Source organism: Serratia sp. T13T92, assembly GCF_047530105.1.
GTDB lineage: Bacteria > Pseudomonadota > Gammaproteobacteria > Enterobacterales > Enterobacteriaceae > Chania > Chania fonticola.
This window is the reverse complement of sequence record NZ_JBLJAK010000001.1, coordinates 241,358-260,268: the sequence shown is the minus strand read 5'-3', so window position 1 is coordinate 260,268 and position 18,911 is coordinate 241,358. Positions and strand designations below refer to the sequence as shown.

At 53.8% G+C, this 18,911-nt stretch carries 16 protein-coding genes; 8 read left to right on the top strand and 8 right to left on the bottom strand.

Annotated features, from left to right (window positions below; all coding sequences use genetic code 11):
• The first annotated feature begins 34 nt into the window (after positions 1-34).
• From ACMV5I_RS01100 to ACMV5I_RS01090, 3 genes are all read left to right on the top strand, one after another.
• Entirely contained in the window at positions 35-1,030 is a 996-nt protein-coding gene (locus ACMV5I_RS01100; protein WP_059200737.1) for a bile acid:sodium symporter family protein, read from the top strand.
• A 16-nt stretch (positions 1,031-1,046) separates the two neighbouring features.
• Positions 1,047-1,352, top strand: coding sequence for an NIPSNAP family protein (locus ACMV5I_RS01095; protein WP_414823468.1), 306 nt, complete (start codon positions 1,047-1,049; stop codon positions 1,350-1,352).
• 181 nt (positions 1,353-1,533) lie between these two features.
• Complete coding sequence (locus ACMV5I_RS01090; protein ID WP_414823467.1) at positions 1,534-2,811, top strand: MFS transporter; 1,278 nt, start codon at positions 1,534-1,536, stop codon at positions 2,809-2,811.
• A 14-nt stretch (positions 2,812-2,825) separates the two neighbouring features.
• Here ACMV5I_RS01090 and ACMV5I_RS01085 read toward each other — a convergent pair whose 3' ends face one another.
• The 4 genes from ACMV5I_RS01085 to malX form a co-directional block, all read right to left on the bottom strand.
• Positions 2,826-3,728, bottom strand: coding sequence for a LysR family transcriptional regulator (locus tag ACMV5I_RS01085; protein WP_202673134.1), 903 nt, complete (start codon positions 3,726-3,728; stop codon positions 2,826-2,828).
• A 230-nt stretch (positions 3,729-3,958) separates the two neighbouring features.
• On the bottom strand, positions 3,959-4,957 hold the full coding sequence (gene add, locus ACMV5I_RS01080; protein WP_414823466.1) for an adenosine deaminase: 999 nt from the start codon (positions 4,955-4,957) through the stop codon (positions 3,959-3,961).
• Between the two features lie 294 nt (positions 4,958-5,251).
• Positions 5,252-6,433, bottom strand: coding sequence for a MalY/PatB family protein (locus ACMV5I_RS01075; protein WP_021178043.1), 1,182 nt, complete (start codon positions 6,431-6,433; stop codon positions 5,252-5,254).
• A gap of 46 nt (positions 6,434-6,479) precedes the next feature.
• Entirely contained in the window at positions 6,480-8,063 is a 1,584-nt protein-coding gene (gene malX, locus ACMV5I_RS01070) for a maltose/glucose-specific PTS transporter subunit IIBC (RefSeq protein WP_029711750.1), read from the bottom strand.
• A 224-nt stretch (positions 8,064-8,287) separates the two neighbouring features.
• On the opposite strand from malX, the gene ACMV5I_RS01065 reads away from it, so the two are divergent.
• Together ACMV5I_RS01065 and ACMV5I_RS01060 are read left to right on the top strand one after the other, a co-directional pair.
• Positions 8,288-9,319 (top strand): Mal regulon transcriptional regulator MalI, encoded by a 1,032-nt coding sequence (locus ACMV5I_RS01065; protein ID WP_046808213.1) that lies wholly within the window; start codon positions 8,288-8,290, stop codon positions 9,317-9,319.
• 121 nt (positions 9,320-9,440) lie between these two features.
• Positions 9,441-10,478 (top strand): alpha/beta hydrolase family protein, encoded by a 1,038-nt coding sequence (locus ACMV5I_RS01060; protein WP_414823465.1) that lies wholly within the window; start codon positions 9,441-9,443, stop codon positions 10,476-10,478.
• Between the two features lie 69 nt (positions 10,479-10,547).
• Here ACMV5I_RS01060 and ACMV5I_RS01055 read toward each other — a convergent pair whose 3' ends face one another.
• On the bottom strand, positions 10,548-11,465 hold the full coding sequence (locus ACMV5I_RS01055) for a LysR family transcriptional regulator (RefSeq protein WP_284121589.1): 918 nt from the start codon (positions 11,463-11,465) through the stop codon (positions 10,548-10,550).
• 100 nt (positions 11,466-11,565) lie between these two features.
• On the opposite strand from ACMV5I_RS01055, the gene ACMV5I_RS01050 reads away from it, so the two are divergent.
• The gene (locus ACMV5I_RS01050; protein WP_414823464.1) at positions 11,566-12,705 is read left to right on the top strand and encodes a serine hydrolase domain-containing protein; all 1,140 of its coding nucleotides are present in this window, start codon (positions 11,566-11,568) and stop codon (positions 12,703-12,705) included.
• A 38-nt stretch (positions 12,706-12,743) separates the two neighbouring features.
• Here ACMV5I_RS01050 and ACMV5I_RS01045 read toward each other — a convergent pair whose 3' ends face one another.
• Both ACMV5I_RS01045 and manA read right to left on the bottom strand, forming a co-directional pair.
• Positions 12,744-14,303, bottom strand: coding sequence for a YdgA family protein (locus ACMV5I_RS01045; RefSeq protein ID WP_414823463.1), 1,560 nt, complete (start codon positions 14,301-14,303; stop codon positions 12,744-12,746).
• A 135-nt stretch (positions 14,304-14,438) separates the two neighbouring features.
• Positions 14,439-15,617, bottom strand: a complete 1,179-nt coding sequence (gene manA / locus ACMV5I_RS01040) for a mannose-6-phosphate isomerase (RefSeq protein ID WP_414823462.1) — start codon at positions 15,615-15,617, stop codon at positions 14,439-14,441.
• Positions 15,618-15,821: 204 nt separating this feature from the next.
• Between manA and fumC the strand changes: the two genes are divergently transcribed.
• The gene (fumC, locus tag ACMV5I_RS01035) at positions 15,822-17,219 is read left to right on the top strand and encodes a class II fumarate hydratase (RefSeq protein ID WP_414823461.1); all 1,398 of its coding nucleotides are present in this window, start codon (positions 15,822-15,824) and stop codon (positions 17,217-17,219) included.
• A 41-nt stretch (positions 17,220-17,260) separates the two neighbouring features.
• On the opposite strand, the gene ACMV5I_RS01030 is transcribed toward fumC, so the two are convergent.
• Complete coding sequence (locus tag ACMV5I_RS01030; RefSeq protein ID WP_121606767.1) at positions 17,261-17,917, bottom strand: peroxiredoxin-like family protein; 657 nt, start codon at positions 17,915-17,917, stop codon at positions 17,261-17,263.
• A gap of 106 nt (positions 17,918-18,023) precedes the next feature.
• On the opposite strand from ACMV5I_RS01030, the gene ACMV5I_RS01025 reads away from it, so the two are divergent.
• Positions 18,024-18,911 (top strand): LysR substrate-binding domain-containing protein, encoded by an 888-nt coding sequence (locus ACMV5I_RS01025; RefSeq protein WP_414823460.1) that lies wholly within the window; start codon positions 18,024-18,026, stop codon positions 18,909-18,911.

The following is an 18,911-nucleotide window of genomic DNA, read 5'->3' as shown; positions in this document are numbered from 1 at the left end:
TTTTTTACGCATTAATAGCAAGGAATTTTGCAGGATGTCCTGGTTACAACGTCTACGTATCGACAAGTTTTTACTGGTACTGCTGATGGTGGTGCTGTTGGCCTCATTGTTGCCCTGTGAAGGGATTTGGCAGACCTTCTTCGAACATTTAACCACCGCCGCAATAGCCCTGTTGTTCTTCATGCATGGGGCGAAACTCTCCCGTGAGGCGATCGTTGCCGGAATGAGCCACTGGAAGCTGCACCTGGTGGTGTTTCTCAGTACCTTTGCGCTCTTCCCGCTGCTAGGGTTGTCGATGAACCTGCTGGTGCCGGGCTTAATGACGCCCACCGTTTATCTGGGGTTCCTCTATCTGTGTGCTCTGCCTGCCACGGTGCAATCGGCAATCGCTTTCACCTCCGCAGCTGGAGGGAACGTGGCGGCGGCGATCTGCAGCGCTTCGGCATCCAGCATTCTTGGGGTATTCCTGTCTCCGCTGCTGGTGGGGGCATTGATGCATACGCAAGGAGGCAATACTGATGTGTTGCATGCCATCGGCTCGATTATTCTGCAACTGATGGTGCCGTTTGTTATTGGCCATCTGGCACGCCCGCTGATTGGCAAATGGATCGATCGCCATCGCAAACTGATTAACCTCACCGACCGTTCCTCGATCCTGCTGGTGGTCTATACCGCGTTCAGCGCGGCGGTGGTTGAGGGGATTTGGCACACCATTGACGGCTGGTCGCTGCTGACGATCCTGGTGATGTCGCTGGTGCTGTTGGCGGTGGTACTGATTATCAACACCTATGCTGCACGTTGGCTGGGCTTTGATACCGCCGATGAGATCACTATCGTGTTTTGTGGTTCGAAAAAGAGCCTGGCCAACGGCATTCCGATGGCTAACGTGCTATTTCCGGCCGCTGCCGTTGGGGCTATGGTATTACCCTTGATGATTTTCCATCAGGTACAGTTGATGGTATGTGCAGTACTGGCACAGCGCTATGCGCGTAAAACAGCACAGCAACGCGAAGTTGCCGTAACTAAATAAAAGACAAGGACGTAGCATGAGCAAGGTAGTCGAGATTTTGCAATATCGTTTACAAGCGGGCAGTGGCAAGCGTTTTCACCACCTCATGCAGCATGATAGCGTGCCGCTGCATAATGCCGCAGGGATCACCGTGCTGGAGCACGGTGTCTCGCTACACGATCCTGATGCCTACTACCTGATGCGGCGGTTTGACGGCATGGCGGAAATGGAACAGGTATTGCAGGCCTTCTACCGCAGCCAAGCCTGGTTGGAGGGGCCACGTACCGAGATTGTGGCCTTGATCGAGGAGAGCCACCGGGTGGTGCTGCCGTATCAGCCCTGACCTGCCGTGGGTTGTGGGCTAAACGGGATTGTCCGGTCGGGGGAGGTGGCACTGGTTGATATCGGATCGGTGCCATCTCCAACTGGCAAACGGATTGTAAACTTTGGATAAATCTCTTATTTTCTTGCATGAGCTTTGCGATACCTGCAAAGCCATTATCTGATTTAATGGTATTCCACTATTGTCATCAGTAAATAAAATGAAGGCAGGGTATTTACTATTTTGGCCTCATTTTAATTCGACTGAAGCAGTTAATGATAATGGTGAATTTACTATGATAGAAACGAGGGTTTACTTTTCGTTAGCCTGTTTGTGCGCGCTGTCTGTGGCGAATATTTATTATAACCAACCGTTGCTGGAGTTGTTTTCCAGGGAATTCAGCGCTGATGCCAAGACGGTAGGCTCAATTGCGATGGTTGTTCAGTTATCTTATGCCGCAGGATTGGTCTTTTTTGTCCCCTTGGGCGATCGCGTTGTGCGGCGAAGGCTGCTGGGCATTTTGTTGGGGATTAATGCTGTTGCTTCACTGTTCGCCGCTATGGCTCAAGATATTGCACAACTGCTGATAAGTAATGTCGCCATTGGTATGACCGCAGTGGGTGCACAAATAATTATTCCTATGGCGACTTTGTTGGCGCCCCAGGAACAACGGGGACGGGCTGTCGGAATAGTGATGAGTGGACTGATGGCCGGAGTGCTGTTTGCTCGTATCCTTTCCGGGACTATTGGTGAGCATTGGGGATGGCGTGTCATGTACATCGTGGCAGCAGCCATCAATGTGATAATGATAGTGATAATCTATCGTTTACTGCCTCATAACTGCCCATCAAAAAATCCGATGCCTTACCGACAGTTAATCGTATCGCTTTTAGCCTATTTCCGGCAAGAGAGCGAGTTACGCAAAGCCTGTCTTTCTGGAGCGTTAATGTTTGGTTCTTTCAGTGCATTATGGGGGGCCCTGGCTTTGCTTCTGTCTCGTCCTCCCTATCATTTCGGTAGTGATATTGTTGGTGCTTTCGGTTTTGCAGGAATCGCAGGGATCCTGATGACGCCGATTATCGGTAATTTGGCGGACAGGTATACTCCACAGGCGATTGTTATATTAGGCAGCCTCTGCGCTATAGTCGGTTTTTTACTGCTGGCAATGTCAGGACACTACTTGACCGCACTCATCATCAGCGTCATTTTTCTAGATGTTGGAGGACGGGCAGGCCTAGTTGGCAATCAGTTACGTGCTCTGGCACTGTCGGAAACCGCCCGCAGTAGGCTCAATACTGTCTTTATGTTTTGCTATTTTCTCGGCGGAGCCTTAGGCACACGCATAGGTGCAGAGCTAAGCCTGCGATTTGGATGGTTTGGCATTGCGTTGCTTGGCGTTATCACCTCCCTGATCGTCATATTCTTCAACTTCAAAGGGATGCTGTCTTTGTTCCGGCGACCGTCTCCCCCTTCGTTATAATATGAGAATTATTCCTAAGGTTTCCCCAATTCGTTGGCCAGGTGTTTATATAGCGCCTGAAGAAACACTGTCAACCTAGGGGAAACTTTTGGTTCGGCACGTAAGAGGTGGATTTCCTGAGTCTGCTGTTGAGGATCATCAAAGACTTTCACGAGTCGCCCTGCGTTAATATCAGTACCGACCACCCAGTTAGGCAGGAATGCAATACCTAATCCATGGACAGCCGAAATGCGCAGTGCGTCAAAATCATTGCAGCGTAAATAGATATGGTGCTTCCTCTCTGGATCCTGATAGATCACTCTCCGCCAACATATCGAATAGGGATCCTGAAATTTATCTAGCAGATGATGCCCTTCAAGTTCATCAAGCCCGCTTGGATGACCATGGTTCTGCAGATAAAACGGGCTTGCACATGCTATCCAATACTGGTCCGCAATATGAGTGGCATACAGTGCGCTATCTTTTAGGGGACCAATTCTGATGACGGCATCAAGTCGTTCGATCGATGGATTGGCCAACCGTTCCGTCAAATCCAGCGCAAGATCAATATCAGGGAAATTTTTCTTGAACTCAGACAGCCATGGGAATATATGAAGTTTGGCGAAGGTGGGCAAACAGCTAACACGTAAAATTCCTTTTAGCCCTGTGTTCATTGAGCCTATTTCACTATACATATCACTGAGAGCATCAAGGATTTTTATTGATCGAAGATATAAGGCCTCTCCGGCATCGGTAAGCATCAGTCCACGGGGAGAACGGATAAATAACTTTATCCTCATCACATCTTCAAGCCTGTTTATTTTGCGCATGATCGAGGATGGGTTCACCCCGTGCCTGCGTGCAACAGAAGAAAATGAACCATTTCTGGCAATATCAATAAATAGCGATAAGTTTTCCGTATATCTGTACAAGTCCATATGCACACCATTTATAACTTTCGTTTCTGACGTTTATGCTGTTGAGGACAAATGATGAGTTCAAAAATCAACCATAACACATTTTATTCTGGGGCTATAGTCTGATACTTTTAGAGTGAAAATTCAGGTTTACTGAGTTTTACGTTATGAGATGAAAATATCCAGAACCGCCAGGGCAAGGTCCTGAGAGCAGACCCAACGGGCAAGGCCGCTGAGTCTGCAACAGGGGATTAGCCAAGTACTTTCGCGCGTAACGCCTGTTTTTCCTGCTCGCTGAGGAAGGCCATCTTCAGGCCGTTTTCCTGCGCGGTGCGGATTTCCTGCGGCGTTAATCCCGCCTGTGGAGCCGCTACGCGATATTCGTGCTCAATCTCAATGCCTTGCACGGCCGGATCGTCGGTATTGATTGAGGCCACCACGCCATGGCGCAGGAAGGTGGCCAGCGGATGTTGTGCCAACGAAGCTACAGTGCTGGTTTGTATATTCGAGGTCAGGCACGATTCAATGCCGATGGCATGCTGCGCCAGGTAATCCATCAGTGCCGGATCTTCTACCGCTTTAACCCCGTGTCCGATGCGCTCTGCACCCAACTCACGGATCGCCTGCCAGATGCTTTCTGGGCCAGCGGCTTCACCGGCATGAACGGTAATGCGCAGGCCTGCGTCACGAGCACGGTTGAAATGGCTGAGGAACAGGCTGCCAGGGAAGCCCAGCTCATCACCGGCCAGATCCAACGCGGTAATGCCGTCGCGGTGGGCCAGCAAAGCGTCTAGCTCTTGCAGGCAGGCCGCTTCGCCGAAAGTACGGCTCATGATGCCAATCAGGCGCACGTCAATATCGCGGTCGCTGCAACCAGAGCGAATGCCATCAATCACCGCTTCCACCACGCCAGCCACCGGTAACTGGTGCTTCATCGCCATGTAGTATGGGGAGAAACGCAGTTCGGCGTAGTGCAATCCAGCGTTTGCTGCATCTTCCACGTTTTCATAGGCCACGCGACGGCAGGCATCCAGATCGCCCAGCACCGCTACGCCCCAGTCCAGCTTTTGTAAAAAGCTCATCAGATCGGGTTCAGTCTGGGTGATTTGCACATGGGGAAGCAGGGCAGCCAGCTCGTTGGCAGGCAGGGCTAGATTGAACTGGCTGCCCAGTTCAAGAATGGTTTGCGCGCGGATGTTACCGTCCAGGTGACGGTGAATATCGGTAAGGGGCAAGCGGGAGTCAATCATGGCGGCACTCATTATTTTTGTATAGGTAAAGTGCAGATCAGTATAAAAACAAACGAATGAAAATAGCTATTGAGTTGCATAAAAAAGTGATTGTAGTCACATTAAATCGTAAGTTCGCACTTCAGGATAAGAGGAAGATGTATAAGGCGGGTAAGCAGAGGCATGCTTTCAGGTCATTAGTCGATGAAATCAGGTCAATCGCAATGGTTCTGGTTTTAACGGGTAGCATGACAATGCTGAGGGGAGTTGGCACTCAATGAAAAACCAGGGGCACTACGCCCCTGGCGATATAACTTATTTTGCATCCAGGACAAATTGCAACGCGGCGATCAGCTTATCCATCCCGGCCTCAACCTTGCTGCGTGGGCAGCCGACGTTCAAGCGCAGGAAACCACGGCCCTCTTCGCCATAGGTAAAGCCAGGCATGATGGCGACTTTCTCACGTTCGATCAGCACCTGCTGCAATTCGCGGTCGTCAATGCCTAACGGGCGTATATCGATCCACGCCAGATAGGTGGCCTGCGGTGGCTGCCAGTTTAGCTGTGGCAACGCCTGATTGAGCCGTTCTGCAACGTAGGTCAGGTTATCTTGCAGGTAGTCGCGCAGTGCGTCTAGCCAAGGCTCGCCGTGGCGATAGGCGGCAATATGGGCTGCAACCGCCAGCACCGCCGGAGAGGATAATCCATCGCGGCTTTTCAGCGCCTGAACATAGCTATCCCGCGCACTATCATCGCTGATAATGCCATAGGCCCCGGTGAGCGCCGGAATGTTGAAGGTTTTAGAGCCGGAAGTCAGCAATGCCCACGGGGTGGTGGCCACCTGGCTCCATGGCGTATGACGATGTTCCCCCCAAACCATATCCATATGGATCTCATCGCTGATCACCTTCACGTCATGGCGTTCGCACAGCTCTGCCATCTGCTCCAGTTCCTGCTGTGTCCACACCTTGCCGGTGGGGTTCTGCGGGCTGCATAACAGCAGGATCTTGGTTTGCGGCCGTGCTAGCAGGGCTTCCAGATGCGCCATATCGCATTGCCAATCGTTATCCACTTTGTGTAGCGGGCAAGGTAACACCTGGCGTTGATTACCCAGGATCACCTTATAGAACGCATCATAGGCTGGCGTATGGGTGACCACATATTCTCCCGGAGCCGACCAGATACGCACCAGCTGCGCCACCATGTAAATCACCGAAGGGCCATAGACCGCCTTGGTCGTATCGATGGGGGCATTGAAGCGCTGTTGATACCAATGCCGTACCGCACCAAGAAAGTCTTCATGCTGCCAGCGGCTATAGCCCAACACGCCGTGTTGCAGGCGCTGTTGCAGGGCTTCAAGAATGCAGGGGGCGGTGGCGAAATCCATATCGGAGATGGTGAAAGGCAGCAGATCTGCGGTACCAAACCGGTCGGCGATGTAGTCCCACTGGGTGCACCAGGTACCGTGACGATCTACCGGGGTAGAAAAATCAAACATGTGAAACTCCGAACAAGGGCGCAGCAGGCTGCGCCCGGGGGGAAGGTTATGCGTTGGCCATCAGTGATTCTAACTCATCTTTCACCGATTGCACCTGCGGGCCAATGACCACTTGCAGGTTATGGTCATTAAGGTGCACCACGCCAATAGCCCGGTTGGCTTTCAGCACCGCGTCATCCACCTTGCTCATATCGTTAACCGACATACGCAGGCGGGTAATGCAGTTATCCAGCGAAACGATATTCTCTTTACCGCCCAACGCCGCCAGGATAGCTGGCACGTTATAGCCGGATTTACCCACGGCACCGACAGGGGCGCTCTGTGTCGCGGTGGTTTCCGTCTCACGGCCCGGCGTTTTAATGTTCCAGCGCTGGATGGCGAAGCGGAAGATCGCATAGTAGGCAACGAACCAGATGGCGGCCACCAACGGCACCAGGTACCACTTGGTTGCGGTGCCGTGCAGGATGCCAAACACCACGAAATCGATAATGTTGCCGTCGGTGTTACCGATAGTGACGCCCAGTAAGGCCATCACGGTGAAGCCCAGACCGGTCAGGATCGCGTGGATCAGGTACAGGAACGGAGCCACAAACAGGAACAGGAATTCGATTGGTTCGGTGGTACCGCCGACGACACAAGCCACGACACCGGAAATCAGCAGCCCTTTGATCTTGTGACGGTTCTCCGGTTTGGCACAGTGGTACATGGCTAACGCTGCACCCGGCAGGCCGCCGAGGAAGGCAGGCATTTTACCCTGGGAGAGGAAGCGGGTAGCGCTTTCGGCAAAGCCGTGGGTGGTTGGGCAAGAGAGCTGCGCCTGGAAGATGGTCAAGGCACCGCTGACTTCACGGCCGCAGACGTCCAGCGTACCACCCGCTTCAGTAAAGCGGATCAGTGCCACCAGAATATGGTGCAGCCCGAACGGCAGCAACAGACGTTCGCCGGAGCCGAAAATCATCGGCCCAAACATGCCAGCGCCGTTAATCATACGGCCCAACCCGTTAATACCGGCAGCGAACCAAGGCCAGATCAGCGGGATAATCAGGCCGCACAGGCCCAGTACCACGGTAGTGACGATTGGGACGAAGCGGGTACCGCCGAAGAACGCCAGCGCATCCGGCAGGCGGATGGTGTTGAAACGCTCGTGCAGCAGATAAACGATGATCCCGACGATCACCGCACCGAGGATACCGGTATCGATAGACTGAATGCCCAGGATGTTCTGGATGTTATTGGCTTTCAGCACCAGTGGATCGACGGTAGGCAGTACGCCTGACGTGGTCAGGTAGAAGTTGGTCGCCAGGTTCAGCACGGCAAAGCCGACAAAACCAGAGAAGGCGGCCACGCCTTTGTTCTCACGCGCCATGCCCAAAGGAATGGCAATGGCGAACATCACCGGCAGGAAGCTGAAAGCAAAGGAACCGATCTTGCTCATCCAGGTGAACAGCAGTTGGAAAGCCGGATGACCAATGAAAGGCAGCAAGGTGATCACGTCACGGCTGCTTAGTGAGCTACCGATCCCCAGCATGATGCCGCAGAATGAAAGCAGTGCAACGGGCAGCATAAATGTCTTGCCCAGGCTTTGGAAAAACTCCCAAAGCGTAATTTTTTGTTTTTTAGACGCTGGCATAACCGACGACTCCTGGCGAAAAAGCATGCAATGTTGTGTGTACCCGATTAGGTAAAAATAAGATAAAACGTTTTACCTAGTAAAAATGCGTCCCTAATCACAATTATGAACGGTGCTTTGCGGTGACAATACTTATGTGGGTAAATCGTTTTACTGCATTGAGAGATTCGGTATACCATTTGCTATCAGGGTGAAACTCGCCCTGATAGGGCATTGCAGAGGTTATTACCATCAAAAAGATCACTATCACTGACGTCGCGCAGTTGGCAGGCGTATCCGTGACCACCGTTTCCCTGGTGCTGAGCGGCAAAGGGCGTATTTCTCCCACCACCATGACCCGTGTGAATCAGGCGATCGAGCAGCTTGGCTATGTTCGCAACCGTCAGGCCGCGACGCTGCGCGGTGGCGAATCGGGGGTGGTAGGGCTGATCCTGCGTGATATCTGCGAACCGTTTTATGCCGAGATGACCGCCGGGGTGAGTGAGGTACTGGAAGCCAATGGCAAAGTGCTGTTTTTGACCCAAAGCGGGCGCGAAGGTAAAGGGCTGATGCGCTGTTTTGATATGCTTCTGGAGCACGGCGTCGACGGCATGGTGCTGGCGGGTGGGGTACGTACCGCGAAAGGGTTGAAAGAGAAAGCCGAAGCTCAAGGGGTGCCGCTGGTGTGTGCCGCGCGCTCCAATGGGCTGGAAGGTGTAGACGTGGTGCGGCCCGATAATATGCAGGCCGCAAAAATGGCCACCGAATTTCTGATCAAACGGGGTCATAGCCAGATCGCTTACCTTGGTGGACAAAGCGATTCACTCACCCGCGCCGAACGCCTGGGGGGATTCTGTGCCACTCTGGTGCAATACGGCCTGCCATTCCGCTCAGAGTGGATCGTCGAATGCGATTGTCATCAACGGGCTGCCGCTGAAGCTGCCGAAAACCTGTTGCGTCAGTATCCCAATATCAGTGCGTTGGTGTGCCATAAGGCCTCGGTGGCGTTGGGTGCCTATTTTGGTATCGTGCGCAGTGGCCGTAGTATTGGCTCGGAAGGGATGGACAGTTTTTATGGTCAACAGGTGGCGCTGATCGGTTTTGGCGATGTGCCGGAGGCCGAACTGACCGAACCCCCGCTGACCTTTATCTCCAGCTCGGCTCGAGAAGTTGGACGCAGTGCTGCTCTGCGGTTGTTACAACGTATTGGCGATGATTCATTAGCACCGCAGAATGTGATCCTGTCCCCAGAGCTGATCAAGCGCGGATCGGCCTGATCCGCAGCTATATCTCCAATCTTGCTGTTGTCCCAGTATTATAAATTCTCAGGTGTCTCTAAACAGCCTTGCTCTGATGCTTGATTAAATTAAAGCGAAATTTTGATATAACCGACACGATATGAGATTTAATTTGGGAGCAGCTATGAACAGATATGGGATATTTGGTTTCTGCATGGTGAGCTTCCTGGTCGTTTTTTCGCTGATTCGGTTATCTGAATTTGAACTTCCCGATGATGCGCACCAACGAACTATCAGCTTTGAGCATCATCAGGACATTCTGGAAGGCACATTAATCCTCCCACCTGGGAAGATATCCCCACCGCTTATCGTGCTGGTTCATGGCGATGGCGCTCAAGACCGTTGGTCTGAAGGCGGCTATATTCCGTTGGTGAATTTCCTGGTTGCCCAGGGGATCGCGGTTTATTCATGGGATAAACCCGGCGTTGGGGCAAGCAGTGGTAACTGGCTGGCACAAACCCTGTCAGATCGTGCAGATGAAGCGGCATCTGCTCTGAGAAAACTGAAACAGGAACCGGAGTTTAACCACAGCGATATAGGCTTTCTTGGCTTTTCTCAGGCGGGTTGGGTCGTGCCAAAGGCCAGCCAACAGGTAAAAGCCGACTTTGTTATTCTGGTGGGGGCGGCGATAAATTGGCGAGCTCAGGGGATTTATTATACGGGGCAACGTCTGCAATCTGAGGGCCTGTCAGCTGAAAATATCGTGAAGGCGCAAGCACGAGAAGCCACCGCTTTTGACAGGCAGTTTACGCAGGAAGCAGCCGCATCTCCCTGTATTTCTCGTTGTACCCGGGAGGACTTTGAGCGTCGAAACTCACAGGCCGATGCAAGGAAAGCTATTTCAGCGATGCAAACGCCGGTAATGATCCTGATGGGGGCGGACGATCGGAATGTCGATCCTCACGAAACGATTGCTGTCTGGAGCGAAGAACTACCGGCCAAAACACCTCGCTGCATCAGACGGGTCGCTGATGCTACCCATGGGCTATTACGGAGCGAATGGTTTGACTACCAGCTATCCTCTCAGTGGCCTTGGTGGAAGCAAGGGGGATTTCTGCTGGCCGGACAACAGGCTTACTCGCCGGGTTCCCTAAGTGCAATTTCTGCCTGGATACTTAATCAGCAATGCCATGAGTGAATCGCATTCTGATGCCACGCTGAAAGCAAAAAGTGAAAGATCCCTCCCAGGCCTTCAATACCCAGAGGCTCAAGCGCGGATCGGCTTGATCTGCTGCTCGCGTTTTTCCCGCATAAAATCGATAAAGGCGCGCAGCTTGAGCGGCATATGGCGGCCCGCCGGAAAGTAGATAAAGAACCCCGGCGCGACGTTGCTAAAGTCCTGCAGAACCTCTTGCAGTTGCCCGCTCTGCAACTCTTGGTGTACGGCAGCCCGAAAGCGTTGGGTGAGTCCTAATCCCGCTATCGCCGCGTCTTTAAGCAGCTGGTTTTCATTGAAGATCAGCCGCTCGTTGACCTCCAGCGTCAAATGCTCAGTACCGTTGCTGAAATACCAGGGTTCCAGTTTGCCACTGCCGGGAAAGCGGTAGCGCATGCAGTCATGCTGCTGTAACTCCTGCGGCGTTTCGGGCTGACCGTGTTGTGCCAGATAGCCCGGAGAAGCCACGATCACATGTTGTTGGCCATTGTCGATAGGGACGGCCACCATGTCTTTTTGCAACATGCGCTGCATGCGGATGCCCGCATCAAAATTATCCAGCACCAGATCGGCAAAACGGTCGTCGGTAAACATCTCCAGCTTAAGCTCAGGATAGCGCGCATGGAACTCCGGCAGATAGGGCATGACCAGCATCGACGCGGCCAACTGCGGCAAGGTAATACGTAATAATCCGCTTGGTTCACCACGTTGGCTGCTGGCATTTTCTGCCGCGATCTCAATCTGGCCCATCGCGGGGGCGATTTTTTCATAAAATGCCAGCCCTTCATCGCTTAGCCTGACTGAACGGCTGGTGCGGTTGAACAGGCGTACTCCCAAAAGGGCCTCTAGCGCGCGGATATTTTGTGAAACCGCAGGCGGTGTGACGCCCAGATGATTGGCCGCCTGGGTAAAGCTGCCCAATTTGGCAACGGCGTCGAAAAATGGCAGTAATTGCAGCAGTGAGCTCATCTATTAATAATTCCAACTTAATGATTCATTAAATTTTAGCCTATTTTATTTAATGATCGAAACCGTAGACTGGCCTGATTACCTTAAGAGGATCACAGTTATGGCTCAGGCATTGACACAACGGATAGAGGCAGTTAATCAGCAGGCGATCGCCGAAGGGCGGATCGTAGGTAGCGTGGTGCTGGTGGCTCAACAGGGGGCGGTGATTTACGCCGGTGCCAGCGGCTATGCCGATCGCGAGCAGCGGCAACCCATGCAGCGTAACAGCCAATTCAGGCTATCTTCGGTCTCTAAACCCTACATCACGCTGGTAGCGATGCGCATGATAGAACAGCAATTGCTGAGTCTGGATGATGCCGTGAGCCGTTGGCTACCGTGGTTTACTCCGGCGTTGCCCGATGGACGTCGGCCAGCGATCGCTATTCGCCACCTGTTAACCCACACCGCCGGGCTGGACTACCGTTTCAAGCAACCAGAGGGCGGGATCTATCAGCGGTTAGGGATCCACGATGGCCTGGAGATGTCCTCGTTAACGCTGGAGCAAAATCTGCGTCGGTTGTCGCAGGCACCATTGCAGACAGAGCCGGGGAGCGAATTCAGCTATTCACTGGCCATTGACGTATTGGGTGCGGTGCTAGAGCAGGTGGCTGGTGTGCCTTTGCCACAGCTATTCGAGCGCTGGGCTGGTCAACCGCTAGGGCTGGGGAATACCGGTTTTTATGCGTTGAACGCCGATAAGCTGGCTACGGCCTATTACAATACTGAACCGCAACCGGCAGCGATGTATGACGGCTTTCTGCTGAGGCTTCCTGAGGAGTTTGGTTTTGACGTAGAGTTTGCGCCTTCGCGAGCGCTTGACCACCACGCTTATCCTTCGGCTGGCGCGGGAATGGTTGGCGACGCTGACGATATGCTGCGCCTGGTGGAGACGCTGCGTAATGGTAGCGACGGAGTTTTGCAGCCAGAAACCGCCGCATTGATGCGACAACCCCATGTAGGAGCGCAGGCAGAAATTCAGGGGCCGGGTTGGGGCTTTGGTTTTGGTGGCGCGGTGCTGGTGGATGCCGCATTGGCAGCAACGCCGCAGAATAATGGCACTATGCAGTGGGGCGGCGTATATGGGCACAGCTGGTTTTACGATCCGGTCGCGCAGTTGAGCGTGGTAGCGCTGACCAACACCGCAATTGAGGGTATGAGCGGTTTATATCCCGTGCAGATCCGCGATGCTGTTTATGGGTAAAAATAAAGGGCCAGATATCGCCTGGCCCTAGAGTATTTTTATTGCCCTTGCAGAGTTGGCTGCTCAGGTGCCGGAGCGGCATCCTGCTGATCGGGTTCTGGAGCGCTATCTTCTTCTGGAGCGGAAGCGCCGCCCAGCATCCCGAACATACCCACGAACTCCGGCAGCGACATTTTGCTGCCGTTCAGCTCAATCTGGTTATCGGCATACTTGAAGCTGCTGCTAATCACGTTATCTTTCAGCGTGGTGATCTTGAACATCTCGCCCATTGCCGCCAGGCTTTTCACCTGCTGCTCGGCCTGCTGCTGTGCTTGTTGTGCACTGGCACCTTGCAGCTGTGCCGCTTGGGCCATGGTTTCCTGCGCCATAGCGACCGGAATAGTCAACTGCGCGTCGATTTTCTTGACCGAACGGGCAAGCTGTTGGTCCGGTGATTCGGCCGCAGCGCCAGCCTTTGAAGGATCCAGCAGATCGAGGTTAAGGGTAAAGGCGCTTTCACCCTTGGCATTTTTCCAGCTCAGCGGTGCGATGCTGATGGTTGGGTTGCCTTTCAGCAACAGCGGCAGGTTTTGCACCAGCATCTCAGCCGTTTGTTGTTGGTAGGCTTCTGGTGACAGCGTTTCTGCCTGTTGCAGCAAGGCCATGGCCTGCTGGTTGTAACGATCGGCAAACTCTTTCAGCCCTTTACCGTCCAGGTTGTCGATTTTCAGCAGCAGCTTACCCGCGCCAAAATCGGTACCCTGAATTTTCAACGCTGCCATGGTGTAGTCCAGCTGGCCTGCGAGGCTGTTGCCTTTCTCGCCGAACTGGCTGGCCAGGTTGAAGCCTTCCATCGTCATGGCGTCTTTACCGTCGATAGCCATGGTCAGTTGCTTCATGCCCAGCGCTTGCTCACCCAGGCTCAGACTGTATTGGCCCAGATGGGTGTTGCTTTTGAGCGTCAGCCCTTGCATCGTCATCTGTTCGTTCTGGCCGGACTGATTTGGGCCACTGATCACCAGGCTATCACTGCTGGCGTCCAGGACAGCGGTTTGCATATCCTTGCCGATATCCGCGTCAATTTTTGCACCGCTGAATTTCAGTGAGGACTTGTCTTTCTGGTATTCCACCGGGATCACATCGATGGAGCTGGCGACATCGCCGCTGTAAGCAATGCGTGAATCGGCGCTGAACAGCGACTTGCCTTTGGTGATTTCAAACAGGGTTTTGACTTTTGGCGTGTTTTCCAGCTCGGTATGTACCGAAGCCATGCTTGGGATCAGGTTGAATTTTTTCAACTGGGCCAGCGGGAATGGGCCGTGATCGACGGTTTCAATGAAGGCCACTTCTTCGCCGGACTTCAGCAGGGCATCGTCGGTGGTGATGTTACCATCGGCACGCAGCACAAAACGGGCTTGGCTGCTGAAAATCCCGCGTTGGTAGTTTTCATAGCTCATCTTGACCCCAGCCTTAGGCAGTAGGGTTTTCAACTGGCTATTGGCTGTGTCTACCATTTCCCCCATCCGTTGCTCGATAAGCTTGCCGGTGTACCAAGAGGCCCCAGTCCATGCTGCGCCGAGCACCACAATGACGCTGACAGCGACTAACGATTTTTTCATAGTTCTGTTCTTCCTTTGTTAAGCCGGTAGAGGGCAGGGCGACCAATTGGGTCTGCAAAAAAACGCCCGTAGGCGTTTTATTGTGTAGGTAAACTAATCATCTTAGCAACTTATTTACCTATATTTTACCGTCAATTAGGACAACTGATTATAAACGCGGGCGATACGGCCGCTCCCGGTGACGGTAACCGGGGATTCAAAGGCAGCAATAAAGCACGATTCACCTGGCTGCAAGATGACCTGTTGGCCCTGTTTCTCCAGCGTTGCTTCACCTTCAACGCAGAACACAATTGCCGCGCTGTTTTGCGCCAGTGGCTGCGGTGTGGCATCGAGATCGTGTAGCGAGAAGGCGAAGTCCTCAACGGGGATCGGGAAGAACAGTTCTTTGCCACGTTGCTCTGGCTGAGTCAGCAGGCCAGATGCCGGTTGTGGGCGGAACTGCAGGTTGGCCAACAGTTCAGGAATATCGATGAATTTTGGCGTCAGACCCGCGCGTAGCACGTTATCAGAGTTTGCCATCACTTCCAGCGCGACGCCGTTCAGATAGGCATGTGGGGTCTCGGCATACAGGAACATGGCTTCACCTGGTGCCAGTTTGACCACGTTCAACAGCAGCGGAGAGAACAGGCCGCTGTCGTCGGCATAGAAACGCGCGATAAAGCGGATGGTGTCCCAAGGCTCACCCTGCTGGTTGTTCAAAGCGGCTTTCAGCACGCCAAGCGCCAGCGTTTTTTGCTCACCGTTCATCCCCAGCAGGCTGGCAAACAGGGTCGCCAGATGGGCGGTATCCGGCTGTTGCAGGAAGGCGGCGATATCGTGATGTGCGCCGGAAAGGGGTTGTAACAGCGCAACGATATCGTCCAGTTCGCGGAAGCCATTCATCGCCAGGAACGGCGTCAGGGCAAACACCAGCTCCGGCTTGTGATTCGGATCCTTATAGTTACGCTCAGCGGCGTCAAACGGAATACCGGCGGCATTTTCTTTGGCAAAGCCCACCTCTGCGGCACTCTTGCTTGGGTGAACCTGGATGGAGAGCGGCTGGTCGGCACACAACACCTTAAACAGGAACGGCAGTTCACCAAAGCGTTGTGCCACTTCGGCACCCAGCTGTTTAGGCTGGTCGGCATCAATCACCTCACGCAGAGAACGCAGGTTCCCCGCCTGATCCGTGACCTGTGAGCTGCTTTTAGGGTGGGCACCCATCCACAGTTCGGCCATTGGTTTGCCCGTCGGGTTGGCAATGCCATACAGCTTGGTTAACGCATCAACGCTGCCCCAGGCGTAGTTTTGGATGGCATTAGTCATTTTTTGCATGATCGTATCCCTGCTTTCTCAAGAAAATTGCGCTAAGTAAACAATGTGGCGCAGGCGCATGCAAGCCAAGATGGCTAAAAATGCTCTTTAGTCTGGGCGTTAATGCGAATAGTTATTATCTGGCTATACTGAGGTGGCTCGCCAACGGGTTGTCACTCGTTGGCATACCCTTTCATTTTTAGGAATTGTGCTAAGGAGACCGTGATGGCAGGCGTTCGGATTGAAAAAGACTCAATGGGCCCCATCGAAGTACCCGCCGATCAGTTATGGGGTGCTCAGACTCAGCGTTCGTTGGAACATTTCCGTATCTCATCAGAAAAAATGCCTCCGGCGCTGATCCATGCGTTAGCGATGACCAAGCGTGCGGCAGCCAGCGTCAATATGGAGCTGGGATTGCTGCCTGCAGAGCGGGGCAAGGCGATTATCCTGGCTGCCGATGAAGTGCTGGCGGACAAGCACCCCAATGAATTCCCATTGTCGATCTGGCAAACCGGTTCCGGTACCCAGACCAACATGAACATGAATGAAGTGCTGGCCAACCGTGCCAGCGAGTTGCTGGGGGGCGAACGTGGTGAAGCGCGGCGGGTCCACCCCAACGACGACGTCAACAAAAGCCAGAGTTCCAACGACGTTTTCCCTACCGCAATGCATGTGGCGGCGGTTATCGCGGTGCGCGAGCATCTGATCCCTGAGCTGAAGGCGCTGCACCGCACGCTGCATGCCAAGGCGGAAGCTTTCCACGATATCGTTAAAATCGGTCGCACCCATCTTCAAGATGCTACGCCACTGACGCTGGGCCAGGAAATCTCCGGCTGGGCGGCGATGTTGGAATATAACCTCAAACATATCGAAGCCAGCATCCCGCATCTCAGTGAGTTGGCCTTGGGTGGCACGGCTGTAGGGACTGGGCTGAATACTCATCCCGAATACGCGGTGCGGGTGGCGAAGGCTTTGGCAGAACTGACCGGTCAGCCTTTTGTCACCGCGCCGAACAAGTTCGAAGCCCTGGCAACCTGCGATGCGCTGGTGCATGGCCACGGTGCTTTGAAGGGCTTGGCCGCCTCGTTGATGAAGATCGCCAACGATGTGCGCTGGCTGGCCTCTGGCCCACGTTGCGGCATCGGTGAAATTTCTATCCCTGAAAACGAACCAGGCAGCTCAATCATGCCGGGGAAGGTCAACCCAACGCAGTGTGAAGCCATGACCATGCTCTGTGCACAGGTGATGGGCAACGACGTGGCGGTGAACATTGGCGGCGCGTCCGGTAACTTTGAGCTGAACGTATTCCGTCCGCTGGTTATTCACAACTATCTGCAATCTATTCGTTTGCTGGCAGACGGCATGAGCGGCTTCAATGAGCACTGCGCGGTGGGGATTGAACCGAACCGCGAACGCATCGGCCAGTTGCTTAACGAGTCGCTGATGTTGGTTACCGCCTTGAATACCCATATCGGTTATGACAAGGCGGCGGAAATCGCCAAAAAGGCCCACAAGGAAGGATTAACCCTGAAAGCCTCGGCGCTGAAGTTGGGCTATCTGACCGAGCAGCAGTTTGACGAATGGGTACGGCCAGAGGAGATGGTCGGCAGCATGAGGAAATAACGCCAAAGGCCAGGCGCGGTGATAGCGCCTGGCAGCGCGGCTCAACCTTTCAGCAATGAAACCAACGCCCACGGATCCGCACGTTGGGTATAATCCGGGTTAACTTCGGCATAAATGATGTCACCGCCAGGCGCGATAACGAAGCGGGCAGGCATCGGCAATGTCCAACCACTTTCGTCGTTAAGCTTGGTCAGGTCGATACCTAAGCTGTTGGTGTACAGCTCGACAAGATCATCCGCCAACGCGAAACGTAAACCAAACTGTGCTGCCAGGCTATTGCCGCTATCCGTCAGCAAAGGAAACGTTAAGCCATGCGCTTGCTGCATTTGTAGGCCGTTAACCGGCAACTGTGGCGAGATGGCCACCAGGTTGGCACGGTCACGCAACTCAGGCAGAACGGCCTGCAGTGCCTGGAGATCCATATTGCAGTATGGGCACCATCCTCCCCGATAAAAACTGATGACCAGCGGTCCTTGCGCCAGCAATTGCCGGGAAGAGACTGGGTTACCCTGGGTATCCGGCAACGTAAACTCAGGGGCTCGATCTCCGACCGACAAGGCGTTGTTGGCCATTTCTGTACTGATAAGCTCGTCGATACCCTGACGCAAGAGTTCATGATCCGAGGGCGCAAGCTTGAAGGGCAGTTGGCCTGCTTCAAAAGCGGCCTTGAACGCGTCGAGCTGATCCTGAAGTTTCATGTTGTTCCTTAAGATGACGAATGGACAGCAACCAGTTTGCCTATTGTCGTTGTATGGGGGTAGAGTGCGGTGATCACTAATGGTTATTCCAACGGGGAATGACAGGATGGACAAGCTAGGCGACTATGCTACCTATATCAGCGTGTTTGAGGCGGGATCGTTTTCCGTTGCGGCCCGGCGGCTTAACGTTGGTCAACCGGCGGTATCCAAGGCGATTGTCCGGTTGGAACAACAGCTGAATACGTGCTTGCTACTTCGCTCCACTCACGGTTTACGGCCGACGGAAGCTGGGCAACAGCTCTATCTACGGGCCAAGCACATCTTGCATGAGGTCGCGGAAACCGAATCAGCCGTGTCAGGCGTGGCCGAGGTGTTGACCGGCCGGCTGCGGGTCGCTTCGTCTGCGGTGTTTTCCCGCATGATTGAACTGCCGGACTTGACCCGGTTTCTACACGACAACCCTGAGTTGGCAATGGATCTGCTGCTTGATGAAGGCGAGTTAGGGCTGATCGCTGAGGGGATCGATATCGCTTTGCGTATTGGTGATTTAGCTGACTCCGGCTTTACCGCCCGCAAATTGGGCTCAGCAACACAACGAGTCATCGGGGCACCGTCGTATTTTGCCAGGGCGGGGATGCCCCAAATGCCACGGGAGTTGCTACAGCATGATATGGTGATCCATCACCGTGCTGGTGGCGCTGAGGAGTGGCTGTTCACCCATGAACAACAGCAGCAACAGGTCCGATTACAGGGCCGGGTGCGCGTGAGTGCTACCGAATGCTTACGTGAAATGGTGGTGGCTGGCTTTGGTGCGACGGTAGCCTGTGAAGGGCTGTTTCGTAGCGAATTACGTGAGGGCAAGGTGGTTGCCGTCTTGCCGCAATGGCAGCTACCGCCGTTGGCGATGTGGGCGGTGTTTCCCAGTGGGCACTTCATCTCGGCCAAGGCCCGTGCCTTTGCCGACTTTATTCAACAACTGCTGCAACGAGAGTAA